The following is a 13,292-nucleotide window of genomic DNA, read 5'->3' as shown; positions in this document are numbered from 1 at the left end:
GAGCCCACCCATCTGAGCGGTGCTCAGATAATCTAAGCACCGCATAGATTTGCTGTCCAGTGCCTATTTTCCCGGGCGCGTCGCCTAGGCTCGGAGGGGTGAAGCGCACCAGTTACCACCATGGCGACCTGCGAGCCACCCTGATGGCGGCCTGCCTGCGCCTGATCGAGAGCGAAGGGCTCGCGGCGGTGAGCCTGCGCCGGGTCGCGCGCGAGGCCGGGGTGAGCAGCGGCGCGCCGTACCACCACTTCGCGGATCGCGCGGCGCTGCTGTCGGCGCTGTCGGTCGACGGCTTCCAGCGCCTTGCCGAGGAATTGATCGCCACGCGGGCGCAGGCGAGCAGCCCACTGGCCGCGCTCACCGAACTCGCCGCCACCTATGTGCGGTTCTCCCGCGAGAACCCGGCCCTGTTCCGGCTGATGTTCCGGCCCGAATTGTCCCAACCGGACAAGCATCCCGACGCCGCGCACGCCGGTGACACCGCCTTCGGCGTGCTCGCCGACACCGTCACCGAATGTGTCGCCGCCGGACAGCTTCCCGCGAACCAGGCCGACACGCTGGCCGTGGCGTGGTGGAGTCTCGGCCACGGACTCGCCTCGCTGTGGCTCGACGGCCACCTCGAAAAGCGCAGTGAACAGCTGGGAACCAACGCGCCCGACCTCGTCGACGAGATCATGCGCGCCTTCACCGCGCTCGTCGCCACACGCACCTGAAAATTTTGCGGTGCGGGGTGTACGAGCGGCCCTAGAGTGGGTAAGGCTGTTCTACCCAGTGCGCCCGAACACGAGCAGGAGGCCCGATGGCTGAGACTGTGAAACTCGATCCCGCGGTCGAGGCGTTCGTCGACGCGCTCAACGCCCAGGACACCGACCGCTTCTACGGCGTGCTCGCCGAAGACGCCACGATGTCCGACGACGGCGTGGAACGCAACCTCGCGCAGTGGACCGAGGCCGAGATCTTCAGCGCCAACGGGCATCTGGAGATCGACACGGTGGAAGCCGACGGACTCGAGTTCACCGCCGACTACACCAACAGCCGCTGGGGTTCCATGCGCACCACCTGGCGATTCGATGTGCGCAACGGCCTCATCAGCCGCTTCGAGACCGGACAGGCGTGAACGAACTTCTCCTCCCGCGTTACGGCCACGCGTCACTGGCCGACCTGCTCCCCTCGATCCTGGCTTGTCTCGGCGTGCCCGGCGAGCACGACCGACTCGGTCTCGAGCTGGATGTCGACCATGTGTGCGTGCTGCTCGTCGACGGGCTGGGTGCCACCGCTCTGGACGCCGAAAGCGCTGCGGCGCCGTTCCTTTCGGGGTTGCCCGCAGCCACACTCGATGCCGGGTTCCCCAGCACGACGGCGACCAGCCTCACCACCCTCGGCACCGGCCTGCCGCCGGGCGAACACGGCACCGTCGGCTACACCTTCCAACTGCCCGGGCAGGACCGCCTGTTCAACGGCCTGCGCTGGCAGCTCACCGGCGACGGGCCGAAACTCGACGCTCTCGCCGAGTTCCCACCGGAGCGAATCCAGCCGCACCGCACCACCTTCGAACGCGCGACCGCCGCGGGCATCGCCGCCGTCCAAGTGGCACCGAGCTACCAGGACGGCTCGGGTCTCACCCGCGCCGGCTGGCGCGGTGGCGGGTTCCGGACAGCCTTCTCGGTGGGCGACCTGGTCGACGGTGTGCTCTCCGCGCTCGGCTCGGCACCGAAAACCCTTGTCTACACCTATCATTCGGATCTCGACACCACCGGACACGCGCGCGGCCCGCAGACCGGGGCGTGGCGGTTCGAACTGGCCAATGTCGACCGGATCGCGGCCGAGCTGGCGAGCAACCTGCCGCCGCGCTCGGCGTTGATCGTCACCGCCGATCACGGCATGGTGCCGCTGGTGCACCGCATCGACTTCGACACCCACCCGCACCTGTCCGCGGGCGTGCGCGCGCTCGGCGGCGAACCGCGCGCCCGCCACGTCTACACCGAAGCGGGCGCCGCCGAGCAGGTCGCCGACACCTGGACAGGCACGCTCGGTGACGAGTTCGTGGTGCGCACCAAGGCCCAGGTCATCGAGGCCGGATGGTTCGGCCCGCGCGTGGATCCGGAGGTGGCGGCGCGGATCGGTGACCTCGTGGTGGTCGCCACCGGGACGAGCGGGGTGATCCGCAGCGGCGCCGAACCCCTGCAATCGCAGATGCCCGGCCATCACGGGTCGTTGACCGCCGACGAACTGCTCGTGCCGTTGCGGATCCACCGCAGCTGACCGCTGTGTTCGATGGTGCCGACCCTCGAGGTCCCGGCGTGGACACGCTCCGCTACCGCCTCCGTGCCCGTCGCGATCGGCATCTAGTCTGAAGCGGACCCGGGCGAGTCGCACCGGGCGCGACCTTTCAGGAGGAACCATGCACGCCACCCGCAGCGGCGCCGTCGCGGTCGGACTCGCGGTGCTGGCGGCGCTGGTGACCAGCTGCTCCGATGTCGAGCGCCTGCTCAACCAGGGCGGCGACACCCCCTGCCGCGATTACATCAACCAGGAGCCCGACACCAAGCGGATCACCATCACCAAGGCGATCAAAGAGCAGACGGGCAACGACAACGAACCGGCAGGCACCGTGGTCGACGCGATGATCGTGCAGGTCGATCTGCTGTGCGCGGGCCAGCGCAATATCGACACCCCCATCAAGAACGCCGATATCGCGGGCCTGTTCCTGAACAAATAACCGACCGCGCGTCAAGCCGACGCGACAGGGCACACCCCGGTGACCCGGTAGTCCGCCCGGAATCCCGGCCCACGCCGGTGGCACACCTGATAGACAGGAACAGCCACCGACGAGCAGGAGTGAACGTGGGCGCATCCGACGATCCGATTCCCGGATCGCCCAGGCCCGACGGGCTCGCGGACTATCGCGGCGCGATCGAGAAGCAATAGAACCGCCTCGCCGCCCCGTCGCGTCCGCTGCAACTGCCCCGCGACACCGGCCCCGTGCGCCGGGAGGTGGCCAGGTCCTGGCAGCGTTCCCTGCACACCGTCGACCCCGCCCAGACCGTCGCCCCCGGGTTCGACGACATCAGCGGCCGCTGGCGAGAGTCACCGCTGCGCAGGCCGGTCACCGAACTCGCGGGCCAATTGCGTGGTATCGCCGAGGATTCCGGCTACCTCGCCGTCGTCAGTGACGAATCGGGCACCATCCTGTGGACCGCGGGCGACCGCACCCTGCGCCGCCAGGGTGAGCAGGTGAACTTCGCGCCCGGCGGGGTGTGGGACGAAAGCCATATGGGCACCAACGGCCTGTCGCTCGCCCTGCACGACGACCGGGCCTGCACCGTGTTCTCCGCCGAACACCTCGTGGCCGCCCTGCACGGGTGGGTCTGCTATTCGGCGCCCATCCACGGACCTGACGGACGCACCGTCGGTGTCCTCGATCTGTCCTCCACCTGGGAACGCTCGCACCCGATGGTGATGACCTCGGTACGCGCCCTCGTGACGGCCGTGGAGACCATGCTGCGCGCCGAGGCACCGACTCCCGTTCCCGGTGTCCGTCTCGAATGTCTCGGCGCGGCAAGGCTGCTGCGCGACGGCCGACCCGTCCCGCTGCCGCCGCGCCAGCTCGAGATCCTCGCCCTGCTCGCCCTCGAACCCGACGGGTACACCCCGGAACAGCTGCACGCCGCCGTCTACGGCGACCGCGCGGTATCGCTGAACACGCTCAAAGCCGATGTCTCCCATCTGCGCCGGGCGACCAGGGGCGAGATCACCAACCGCCGGTACATGCTCACCGGTGCGGTGTCGTGCGATGCGGTGGAACTGCTCGCGGCCATCGAGGGCGGCGACCTCACCTCGGCGCTGTGGCTGTATCGCGGACCGCTGCTCCCCGGCTCCGATCTGCCCGGCGTGCACCAGTGGCGCGACCATCTCGATGTCGGCCTGCGCGACGCGGTGCTGGCCAGCGATCGCCCCGAGCACTCGGTGGCCTTCGGGCAGCGCTGCCCCGGCGATGTCGCCGTGCACGAACACGCCCTGCGACTGCTGCCGCGCGACGACGTCCGCCGGGCCGTCGTCACCGCTCGCCTGTACACCGCGCGCCAGGGCTGACCTGCGCGAACACTACGACCAACCTCGTACCAACCTTCGCCGACCATAGTGTGTCCCACCACGCACGAGGTCGCGAGGAGCCAGACGCATGATCTACGGCAAGCCCGGATCGGATACCGGCATAGTCAGCTATGCCGCCCGATACGACAACTTCATCGGAGGCGAATGGGTCGCCCCCGTCGAAGGCCGCTATTTCGACAACACCTCCCCCGTCGACGGCGAGCCGTTCTGTGCTGTCGCCCGTTCCGGCGCCGCCGACATCGACCTGGCGCTCACCGCCGCCCGCCGCGCCGCTCCCGGCTGGGCCGCCACCTCCCCGGCCGATCGCGCGGCCATCCTGCTGGCCATCGCCGACCGCATCGAGAACAGCATCGAACCGCTCGCGGTCGCCGAGACCTGGGACAACGGCAAACCCGTCCGCGAGACCCTGCACACCGATCTACCCCTGGCCGTGGACCACTTCCGGTATTTCGCCGGCGTGCTGCGCGGACAGGAGGGGACGATCTCCACGGTCGACAGCGAGACCGTGGCCTACCACCTGTCCGGTCCGCTCGGCGTCGTCGGGCACATCCTGCCGTGGAACTACCCGATCCTCACCGCCGCATGGGAACTCGCGCCCGCCCTCGCGGCGGGCAACTGCGTGGTACTCAAACCGGCCGAGCAGACCCCGGCCTCGCTGCTGCTCGTCGTGGAGCTGATCGCCGACCTGCTGCCCGACGGTGTACTCAACGTGGTCAACGGATTCGGGGCGGAGGCGGGCGTACCGCTGGCGCGCAGCCCGCACCTGGACAAGCTCACCTTCACCGGTGATACCGCGACGGCGCAGCTGATCCTGCGGCACGCCGCCGAGAACATCGTCCCGGTGTCGCTGCGGCTGGGTGGCAAGTGCGCCAACGTGTTCACCGCCGATGTCCTCGCCGCCGACGACACGTTCCTCGACAGCGCCGTCGAGGGATTCGTGATGTTCGTCCTGAACCAGGGTGAGGTCGGCACGTGCCCGTCACGTGCGCTGATCCACTCGTCGATCTACGACGAGTTCCTCGCCCGCTGCATCGCCCGCACCGAGGCCGTCGTGTCCGGTCATCCGCTCGACACCGAGACGATGATCGGCGCGCAGGCCGGCAACGACCAGTACGAAAGGATCCTGTCCTACTTCGATATCGGCAGAGCCGAAGGCGCCCGCGTGCTGACTGGAGGGGAAGCACGCAAGGTCGACGGCCTGCCGGGTGGGTACTACATCGAACCCACCGTCTTCGAAGGCCACAACTCGATGCGGATCTTCCAGGAGGAGATCTTCGGCCCGGTGCTCGGGGTGACCCGCTTCGACACGCTCGACGAAGCGGTGCGGGTCACCGACGACACCTCCCACCGCCTCGGTGCGGGCGTGTGGACCCGCGATCTGGGCACCGCGCACCTGTTCGCGGGCGCGGTCGGCACCCGCCGGGTGTGGGCCAATTGCTATCACCCCTACCCCGCGCACGCCGCGGGCGAGAACACCGCCATGATGCTCGGGCGCTACCAGCGGTCCAAGAACCTGCTGGTGCGCCATTCGACGACGACACCAGGGATGTTCTGATGCAGAACACGATCCACCGCGTGGATATCACCGAACGCGCCCAGGACCTGCTGCGCCGCGTCATCGAGGACAACGGCCCGGTGCTGTTCCGGCAGGCGGGCGACTGCTGCGGGGACGACTCCGCGCCGATGTGCTTACCCACCAGGCAGTTCCCGATCGAGAAGAGCGACATCCTGCTCGGCCGGCTGAGCTGGCACACCGAATTCTGGATCAGCCCGGAACAATTCGAGTGCTGGAAAGACACCCACCTCACCATCGATGTGACCCGTGGACCCGCCTCCGAGCAGTCCCTGGAAGCCTCGCACGGCCTGCGATTCGTCCTGCGCGCGCGGCAGTTGACCGCGGCGGAGAACGCGGCGCTCGCGGCCGCACCGCCACCGCGCACCGGCGCCGACCGCACGCTGTAGGCGCGGGAGAAGACCTGACCTGGCCCACCCCTCCGGGTACGCCAGGGCACGGCGAGCCCCCGCCGACTGGGCCATCGCGGCTCAGCCGGCGGGGCGAGCTCGAGGTCGCCCCGAATGCCAAATCGCGTCTCGCTCAGCGAGACCCGTGCGGCAACACTGCAACAATTCCGTTACGTTATGGCGATGTTCTTAGCGAGACTCGGTGTTCGCACCCGGATTCTGGCGATCGCTCTCATCCCCAGTCTGACCCTGGTGGTGGTCGGCGTCGGCACGGCGGGCTACCTGGTCGAGGAGAGCAACAAGGCCAAGACCTGGGCGACGGAGATGCAGGCGGCCGTCCCCTATACCCGCGCGCTGATCGAAGCGGTGCAGTCGGAACGTCAGCTCACCCTGGCCTATCTGGCCGGTGACGACACCGCCGCCGACGCCCTCGGCCCGGCCAGGACCCGCCTCGACGCGGCCGTGCAGGGCCTGATCGACATCTCCACCGATATCCGCGCGGTCGACGATTCCGAAATCGGTGACGACAAGGGTGGATTCAACACTCTCAAGACGCATCTGACCGGTGTGCGCCAGGGCGCCGACGCGCGGATGTTGCCCGCCAACGACGCCTACACCTTCTACAGCCGGCTGCTCGACGTGCTCACCCAGGGCACCAAGGTGGCCGAGCGGGCGGCCCCCGACGCGGAGGTGGCCTCCGGTGTGGCCGAGGGTGTGCGTCTGCTGCACGCGGCCGAGGCGATGTCGCGCAGCAACGCGATCTCCCTGTCGCTGGTCACCGCCGACGGCCCGACGGGCATCCCGATCGAGGAGCTCGTCAACCAGATCGGCTACTACCACACCGAATTGGCAGGCATCGTCACCGAGCTCGACGAGGACGAACGCGCCCCGATCGCCGCGATGATGTCCTCGCCGCACTTCGCCCAGCTCGCCGCGATGGAGTCGGCGATCGTGAGCCGTTTCGCCGCGCCGCAGCAGCCGTCCGGCTCGTCGAGCCGCACGCAGGCCGTCGCCGCCCTGCCCATGTCGATCCCCGAATGGCACACCGCCGCAGGCGAAGTCAACCGGGCCATGATCGAGGCCTACGGCGCTCACAACAGCCATATCCAGAAGCTGGCCGAGAAGACCGCGCAGCGCGCCGAGGTGAACGCGGCGATGGCCGGTGGCGGCGTCGTCGTGGTCAGCCTGCTGGCGTTCCTGGTCGCGGTGATCCTGGCCAACCGGATCATCCGCCGCCTGCGCAGGCTGCGCACCGAAACCCTCGCCCTTGCCGACGAACAGCTGCCGGCCACCATGCGCGCCCTGCGCGAAGGCGGTCAGGTCGATCCCGCCGACATCGCCCCGAAGCTCGACTTCGGTCGCGACGAGATCGGTCAGGTCGCCGACGCCTTCGAGCACGCCGCCGCGGCAGCGCTGCGCGCCGCCGTCGACGAGGCACGCACCCGTGAGGGTGTGCGCGCGGTGTTCCTCAATATCGCCCACCGCAGCCAGATCGTGGTGCATCGTCAACTCGAGATCCTCGACGAAGCCGAACGCAGCCAGGAGGATCCGGCGCTGCTCGAGACCCTGTTCCGGCTCGACCACCTGGCCACCCGCGAACGCCGCAACGCCGAGAACCTCATCATCCTCGGTGGTGGCCGCCCGGGTCGCCAGTGGCGCAACCCGATTCCGCTGATGGACATCGTGCGCAGCGCCATCGGCGAAACCCTCGACTACGCGCGGGTGCGGGTCACCAAGCTGCCCGAGGTCGACGTCGTCGGCACCGTGGTCGCCGACCTCGTGCACCTGCTCGCCGAACTCGTCGACAACGCCACCGCGTTCTCCCCGCCGCAGTCGCGGGTCGAAGCGGGCGGCAACATCGTCGGCAAGGGTGTGGTCGTCGAGATCACCGACCAGGGCATGGGCATGAGCCCCGAGGATCTGGCCCGCTACAACGACATGCTCGCCGATCCGCCGGACTTCGGCGTGGGCACGCTGTCCTCGGATTCGCGTCTGGGCTTGTTCGTGGTCGCGAGACTGTCCACCGCGCACGGGGTTTCGGTGCGGCTCAGCGAATCCGACTACGGCGGCATCCGTGCCATCGTGCTCATCCCGCAGAACCTGCTCGCCGGGACCGCGGCGATGCCGAGCTCCCCCGCGACCACCGGGCCGCTGCGCCGTGGTCTGCCCCGCCCGCACGAGCAGGCGCCCGCTGCCGCGCTCGAGCAGGCACCGGTGGCCACTCTCGTCGCCGAGCCGCCCGCACCGCGCACCGCCGAGCCGATCGTCGACACCCGCGTCGTCGAGGTCGAAGCCCCGCCGCAGCCGGAGACCGGCCCCGACGGCAGGCCCCTGCTGCCTCGCCGTCAGCGGCAGACGAATCTGCGACCCGAACTCGCCGAGGAACCGACCACCGCCGAAACGACCGCGCCCGCGCCGCGTCCCCGCTCCGCCGAGCAGGCCCGCGACCTGATGTCCGCGATCGAGATCGGCACTCGACAGGGCCGCAAGCCCCTGTCGAACTCTCACCAGGACGAACAGGAAGGCTGAGGTGAACTCTCCCCAACCAGGTGATCTCAACTGGCTGCTCGACGATCTCGTCGACCGGCTGGCAGGGGTCCGCTACGCGGTCGTGTTGTCCACCGACGGGCTGCTGCTCGGGCGCTCCACCCAGATGAAGCGGGAGGACGCCGAGCATTTCGCGGCGATGTCGTCCACGCTCTACGGGCTGGCGCGCAGCGCGGGCAACCGGTTCGACGGCGGCGGCGTACGCCAGGCCGTGATCGAACTCGATCGGGCCGTCCTGTTCGTGACCTCCGCCGGTGACAACGCCTGCCTGGCGTTGCAGGCCACCGAGTCGGCCAATCTCGGGATGGTCGCCTACGAGATGAACCTCACCGTGCAGCGGGTCGGCAGCTTCCTGTCGGCGGAACCGCGTCACGGGCTGGCCGAAATATAGGACGCGGCACCATGACTCGACTCGGCGATCCGTGGTTCGACGACGCGGCCGGACCCCTGGTCCGGCCGTACGCGGTGACCCGCGGCCGCACCATGGGTGCGGCGCACGACCTGGACATGCTGACAGTGGTTGTCGCGGTGCATCCCGCGCCGACCCTGCGCAGGCCCGAACCCGAGTACGGCACGATCGCACAGCTGTGCAAACGTCCGCAGTCGGTGGCCGAGGTGTCGGCCGTGCTGAAACTTCCTCTTGCGGTGACCAAGATCCTCGTCGGTGATCTCATCGGCGACGGCCACCTCATCTTCCGGGCTCCGGTAGCGGCCGAGGCAGGCGCCGGCGACCTCAACGTATTGCGAGCGGTTCTGGATGGCATCCGAAAACTTTGACCCGACCATGAGCAGGCACCTCGCCGCCTCGGTCAAGATCCTCATCGCCGGCGGCTTCGGCGTCGGCAAGACCACGATGGTCTCCTCGATCAGCGAGATCGCCCCGCTGCGCACCGAGGAGCTGATCACCGAGGTGAGCACCGGTGTCGACGATCTGTCGGGGGTGGAGCAGAAGTCGACGACCACGGTCGCGCTCGACTTCGGCCGCATCACCATCGACCGCGACCTGGTGCTGTACCTGTTCGGCACGCCCGGCCAGGACCGCTTCTGGTTCCTGTGGGACGAGCTGTGCCGCGGCGCCCTCGGCGCGATCGTGCTCGCCGATACCCGCAGGCTGAGCAATTCCTTCGCCGCCGTTGACTTCTTCGAACGTCGTGGGCTGCCGTTCCTGATCGCGGTGAACTGCTTCGACGGTGCTCCCCGCTACACCGTTGACGAGGTCCGCGACGCGCTGGACCTGGACCCGAACACCCCGGTGATCCTGTGTGATGCCCGCGACCGTCCGTCGGCCAAGGCGGTGCTCACCCACCTGGTGGAGTACCTCATCGACCGCGCCACCCGCACGCCGGTCACCACCTAGCTCCCACGGCGACGCCCACCAGCACCCTGGTGGGCGTCGCCGCTGTCAGTGACCGCCCGGTGCGGCGACCGCTCGTTCGGCGGCCCGGCTGGTCGCCTCCCACGCCGCCCAGGTGTCGAGCTTGGCGCGGGTGAGGTCGAAGGCCAAGTCGTACACCATGTTTCCGAGCAGCAGGCGCCGCGGAGGGTCGTCGGAGCCGACCAGTTCCAGCAGTGCCTCGGCGGCCAGCGCCGGTTCGCTGTCGATGGAACCCTCCGCCCACTGGGCCTCCAGCTGGGCGCGCAGTGGGGCGTAGGCCTCGATCGGTTCGGTGTTGCGCATCGCGGTGTAGAGCTCGGTCCAGTAGCCACCGGGCTGCAGAATGCTCACCCGCACACCGAAATCGGCCGCCTCGAGCGCGAGTGCCTCACTCATGCCCTCGAGCGCGAACTTGCTCGCGGCATACATTCCCGACAGCGGGAATCCGGCCAGACCCCCGATGCTCGAGACCTGGACGATGTGGCCCGAGCGCTGCGCCCGCAGGTGCGGGAGAACGGCCTGACTCACCCACAGGGCGCCGAAGAAGTTCACCTCGAACTGGGCACGGGCCTCGTCCTCGGTGAATTCCTCGATCATGCCCATCGACAGGGTGCCCGCGTTGTTCACCACGATGTCGAGGCGGCCGAAGTGCGCGACAGCTTCCTCGACGGCATCGATCACGGCGGCCCGGTCGGTGACGTCGAGGGTCAGGGGCAGTACCCGGCCCGGGTGGGCGGCGGCGAGTTCGTCGAGTGCGGTGCGGGTGCGAGCGGCGGCCACCACCCGGTCCCCCGCGGCGAGCGCGGCCTCGGCGAAGGCGCGGCCGAGACCCCGGCTGGCGCCGGTGATGAACCAGGTGCGGGGAGATACGGCGGTGGTCATGTCACTCTCCTATCCAGACGAGACGATCCGTCTCGCCTCACGAGTTACACCATGCCAACAGTCGACCGCGCTGTCAAGACGCAACGTCTCGTCTCCTTACGGCTTGCTGAGCGCCACGCGCTCTCCGAGATATCCGCCCGTAGTCGGATCTGCGGACCGCTCGAACCGGTTAGCGTGGGACCAGGCGGTTCTGCGGAAGGCGGGAAAAGCTGTGGACAGCAAGACGATCGCGCGCCAATGCACACTGTGCGAGGCACACTGCGGAATTCTGGTGACGGTGCGGGATCACCGCGTCACCCGGATCGAAGGCAATCCCGACGACGTTCTCTCCCGGGGCTACATCTGCCCCAAGGCCACCGCCATAGGCGGCCTCCATCACGACCCCGACCGATTGCGCACCCCGATGCGGCGCACCGCCACCGGATTCGTCCCGGTGACCTGGGACGAGGCGTTCCGCGAGATCGGCATCAGACTGCGGGCCGTGCGCGCCACGCACGGCCCGAGCGCGATCGCCATGTACATGGGTAACCCGGCAGCGCACAGTTCGTCGGTGCTCTACGGCGGGTTGTTGCGGACGGCCCTGTTCACCCGCAACTTCTTCACCGCGTCCTCGATCGACCAGTTCCCGCAGGAATTCACCGCCTGGCGAATGTTCGGATCGAATGTGCTGATGCCGGTGGCCGATATCGACCGCACGCACCGACTGGTGGTCCTCGGGGCCAATCCGGCGGTGTCGAACGGCTCGATCACCACCATGCCCGGCGCCAAACAGCGCATCAAGGACGTCCGAAAACGGGGCGGCACGGTGGTCGTGATCGACCCGCGCCGCACCGAAACCGCCCGCCTGGCCGACGAACACGTCGCCGTGCGGCCCGGCGGTGACGTCTATCTGCTGCTCGGCATGCTGCACGTGTTGCTCACCGAGGGGTTGTGCGACGAACGCCGGGTGCGCGGGCAGTGCGTGGGCCTGGACGAACTCAGCGCCTTGGTCGCCGACACCACGCCGGAGCGGATGGCCGGTCCGGCCGGGGTCGAGGCCGACACCATCCGCAAGCTCGCCCGCGACCACGCGGCCGCGCCCTCGGCGGTGCTGTACGCGCGGATCGGTGTCTGCCAGCAGGTCACCGGCACCCTCACCCACTGGCTGGTGAACACGATCAACGCCGTCACCGGCAATCTCGACCGGCCCGGCGGCCAGATGTTCGCCACGCCGGTCGTCGACGGCGCGCGGTATGCCAAGTACCTGCGGGTGGGCTACGGCGCGTGGACCGACCGCACCGGCGCCTACCGGTCCTTCCGCAGCGAATTGCCCGTCGCCGCCCTCGCACACGACATCCTCGAACCAGGCGAGGACCGGATCCGGGCGATGATCACCTACGCGGGCAACCCGGTGCTCTCGACACCGCAGGCGGGCAAACTCGACGAAGCCCTCGCCGCCCTCGACTTCTTCGTCGCCGTCGACATGTACATCACCGAGACCACCCGGCACGCCGACTTCATCCTGCCGCCCGTCTCCGCGCTGGAACGCGAGGAGCTGAACCTGCTGTTCCCCATCTTCAGCGTGCGCAACAACGCCCGCTACGACGCGAAGGTGTTCGACCCACCCGCCGACGGCAAGGACGACTGGCAGATCCTGGCCCGCCTCATAACCGAGGTGACCCCGCTGCCCGCACGCCGGCTCACCGGCCGGGTCCTCGACGCGGTCTTCGAACAGCTCAGTCCCCTGCGCCTGAGCGCGGCCGCTGTGGCGGCAGGCCCCTACGGGGTCTTGCGGCGCGGCCGAAAAGGATTGACGCTCGGCAAGATCCGCGACACACCGGGCGGCGTCGACCTCGGTCCGTTGCGCCCGCGCCTACCCGAATTGATCGGCACCCCCGACCGGGCGGTCCACCTGGCACCCGACGATTTCCTCACGGCGGTCCGCACGGTCCTCGACGAAACCGGCTCCCCCACAACCGAATACGACCTGCAACTGATCGGCCGACGGCACCTGCGCAGCAACAACTCCTGGCTGCACAACATCGAGTCGATGGTCAAGGGCCGCGACCGCTGCACGGTCCTGATGCACCCCGACGACGCCGCCGCCCGCGGCCTCGCCGACGGCGACCAGGCCACCGTCGAGTCCCCGATCGGCGCCATCGAGGTTCCGGTGGAGATCAGCACCGACATCCGGGCCGGTGTGGTGGCCGTGCCACACGGATACGGCCACCGCGAACCCGGCGTCGGCTGGCAGGTGGCCGCCGCCCTGCCGGGCGCCAATGTCAACCTGCTGCACGACCCGGCCCGCACCGACCCGCTCTCGGGCACGTCGGCGGTGAACAACACCTGGGTGCGGGTCGGCCGGGTCGAGAAGGCAGGCAGCGCAACCGGATCCGAGGTGGCCGTGGCGCCGCGGTGAAGTCACCGCGGCGAG

The 13,292-nt window shown here is 69.1% G+C and carries 13 protein-coding genes; 12 read left to right on the top strand and 1 reads right to left on the bottom strand.

From position 1 onward, the window contains the following. Nucleotides 1-98: 98 nt before the first annotated feature. The 11 genes from ACWEVR_RS17135 (at nucleotide 99) to ACWEVR_RS17085 (ending at nucleotide 9,979) form a co-directional block, all read left to right on the top strand. Complete coding sequence (locus tag ACWEVR_RS17135; protein WP_067635471.1) at nucleotides 99-713, top strand: TetR/AcrR family transcriptional regulator; 615 nt, start codon at nucleotides 99-101, stop codon at nucleotides 711-713. Nucleotides 714-799: 86 nt separating this feature from the next. Continuing rightward, the gene (locus tag ACWEVR_RS17130; RefSeq protein ID WP_067492236.1) at nucleotides 800-1,117 is read left to right on the top strand and encodes a nuclear transport factor 2 family protein; all 318 of its coding nucleotides are present in this window, start codon (nucleotides 800-802) and stop codon (nucleotides 1,115-1,117) included. Then, a complete protein-coding gene (locus tag ACWEVR_RS17125) occupies nucleotides 1,114-2,262 on the top strand; it encodes an alkaline phosphatase family protein (RefSeq protein ID WP_452467697.1) in 1,149 nt (382 codons plus the stop codon). The genes ACWEVR_RS17130 and ACWEVR_RS17125 overlap by 4 nt, the downstream gene beginning before the upstream one ends. 139 nt (nucleotides 2,263-2,401) lie before the next feature. Beyond that, a complete protein-coding gene (locus tag ACWEVR_RS17120; RefSeq protein WP_452467696.1) occupies nucleotides 2,402-2,719 on the top strand; it encodes a hypothetical protein in 318 nt (105 codons plus the stop codon). Between the two features lie 263 nt (nucleotides 2,720-2,982). After that, a complete protein-coding gene (locus ACWEVR_RS17115) occupies nucleotides 2,983-4,092 on the top strand; it encodes a transcriptional regulator (protein WP_452467695.1) in 1,110 nt (369 codons plus the stop codon). A gap of 88 nt (nucleotides 4,093-4,180) precedes the next feature. After that, a complete protein-coding gene (locus ACWEVR_RS17110; protein ID WP_452467694.1) occupies nucleotides 4,181-5,668 on the top strand; it encodes an aldehyde dehydrogenase family protein in 1,488 nt (495 codons plus the stop codon). Further along, nucleotides 5,668-6,075, top strand: coding sequence for a DUF779 domain-containing protein (locus ACWEVR_RS17105; RefSeq protein ID WP_067635477.1), 408 nt, complete (start codon nucleotides 5,668-5,670; stop codon nucleotides 6,073-6,075). The genes ACWEVR_RS17110 and ACWEVR_RS17105 overlap by 1 nt, the downstream gene beginning before the upstream one ends. Before the next feature lie 183 nt (nucleotides 6,076-6,258). Continuing rightward, nucleotides 6,259-8,604 (top strand): nitrate- and nitrite sensing domain-containing protein, encoded by a 2,346-nt coding sequence (locus tag ACWEVR_RS17100; protein ID WP_452467693.1) that lies wholly within the window; start codon nucleotides 6,259-6,261, stop codon nucleotides 8,602-8,604. 1 nt (nucleotide 8,605) lies between these two features. After that, nucleotides 8,606-9,013 carry a roadblock/LC7 domain-containing protein gene (locus tag ACWEVR_RS17095; RefSeq protein ID WP_067492231.1) on the top strand — a complete coding sequence of 136 codons (408 nt, stop codon included), beginning with the start codon at nucleotides 8,606-8,608 and terminating at the stop codon, nucleotides 9,011-9,013. 11 nt (nucleotides 9,014-9,024) lie between these two features. Continuing rightward, entirely contained in the window at nucleotides 9,025-9,399 is a 375-nt protein-coding gene (locus ACWEVR_RS17090) for a DUF742 domain-containing protein (RefSeq protein WP_067492230.1), read from the top strand. Beyond that, nucleotides 9,380-9,979 carry a GTP-binding protein gene (locus ACWEVR_RS17085; RefSeq protein ID WP_067492229.1) on the top strand — a complete coding sequence of 200 codons (600 nt, stop codon included), beginning with the start codon at nucleotides 9,380-9,382 and terminating at the stop codon, nucleotides 9,977-9,979. Before ACWEVR_RS17090 ends, ACWEVR_RS17085 begins: the two co-directional genes overlap by 20 nt. Nucleotides 9,980-10,024: 45 nt before the next feature. Here ACWEVR_RS17085 and ACWEVR_RS17080 read toward each other — a convergent pair whose 3' ends face one another. After that, nucleotides 10,025-10,879: an SDR family NAD(P)-dependent oxidoreductase gene (locus tag ACWEVR_RS17080; RefSeq protein WP_452467692.1), complete on the bottom strand. Its 855-nt coding sequence runs from the start codon at nucleotides 10,877-10,879 to the stop codon at nucleotides 10,025-10,027. 211 nt (nucleotides 10,880-11,090) lie between these two features. Between ACWEVR_RS17080 and ACWEVR_RS17075 the strand changes: the two genes are divergently transcribed. Continuing rightward, nucleotides 11,091-13,277, top strand: coding sequence for a molybdopterin oxidoreductase family protein (locus tag ACWEVR_RS17075; protein ID WP_452467691.1), 2,187 nt, complete (start codon nucleotides 11,091-11,093; stop codon nucleotides 13,275-13,277). The last annotated feature ends 15 nt before the right edge of the window (nucleotides 13,278-13,292 follow it).

Source organism: Nocardia sp. NPDC003979 (assembly GCF_053605015.1).
This window is presented reverse-complemented; position numbering and strand designations above follow the sequence as displayed.

Coding starts and splice junctions, on each gene's coding strand:
- ACWEVR_RS17130 (WP_067492236.1), top strand. CDS start 800: ATGGCTGAGACTGTGAAACTCGATCCCGCGGTCGAGGCGTTCGTCGAC.
- ACWEVR_RS17120 (WP_452467696.1), top strand. CDS start 2,402: ATGCACGCCACCCGCAGCGGCGCCGTCGCGGTCGGACTCGCGGTGCTG.
- ACWEVR_RS17110 (WP_452467694.1), top strand. CDS start 4,181: ATGATCTACGGCAAGCCCGGATCGGATACCGGCATAGTCAGCTATGCC.
- ACWEVR_RS17105 (WP_067635477.1), top strand. CDS start 5,668: ATGCAGAACACGATCCACCGCGTGGATATCACCGAACGCGCCCAGGAC.
- ACWEVR_RS17100 (WP_452467693.1), top strand. CDS start 6,259: ATGTTCTTAGCGAGACTCGGTGTTCGCACCCGGATTCTGGCGATCGCT.
- ACWEVR_RS17090 (WP_067492230.1), top strand. CDS start 9,025: ATGACTCGACTCGGCGATCCGTGGTTCGACGACGCGGCCGGACCCCTG.
- ACWEVR_RS17085 (WP_067492229.1), top strand. CDS start 9,380: ATGGCATCCGAAAACTTTGACCCGACCATGAGCAGGCACCTCGCCGCC.
- ACWEVR_RS17080 (WP_452467692.1), bottom strand. CDS start 10,879: ATGACCACCGCCGTATCTCCCCGCACCTGGTTCATCACCGGCGCCAGC.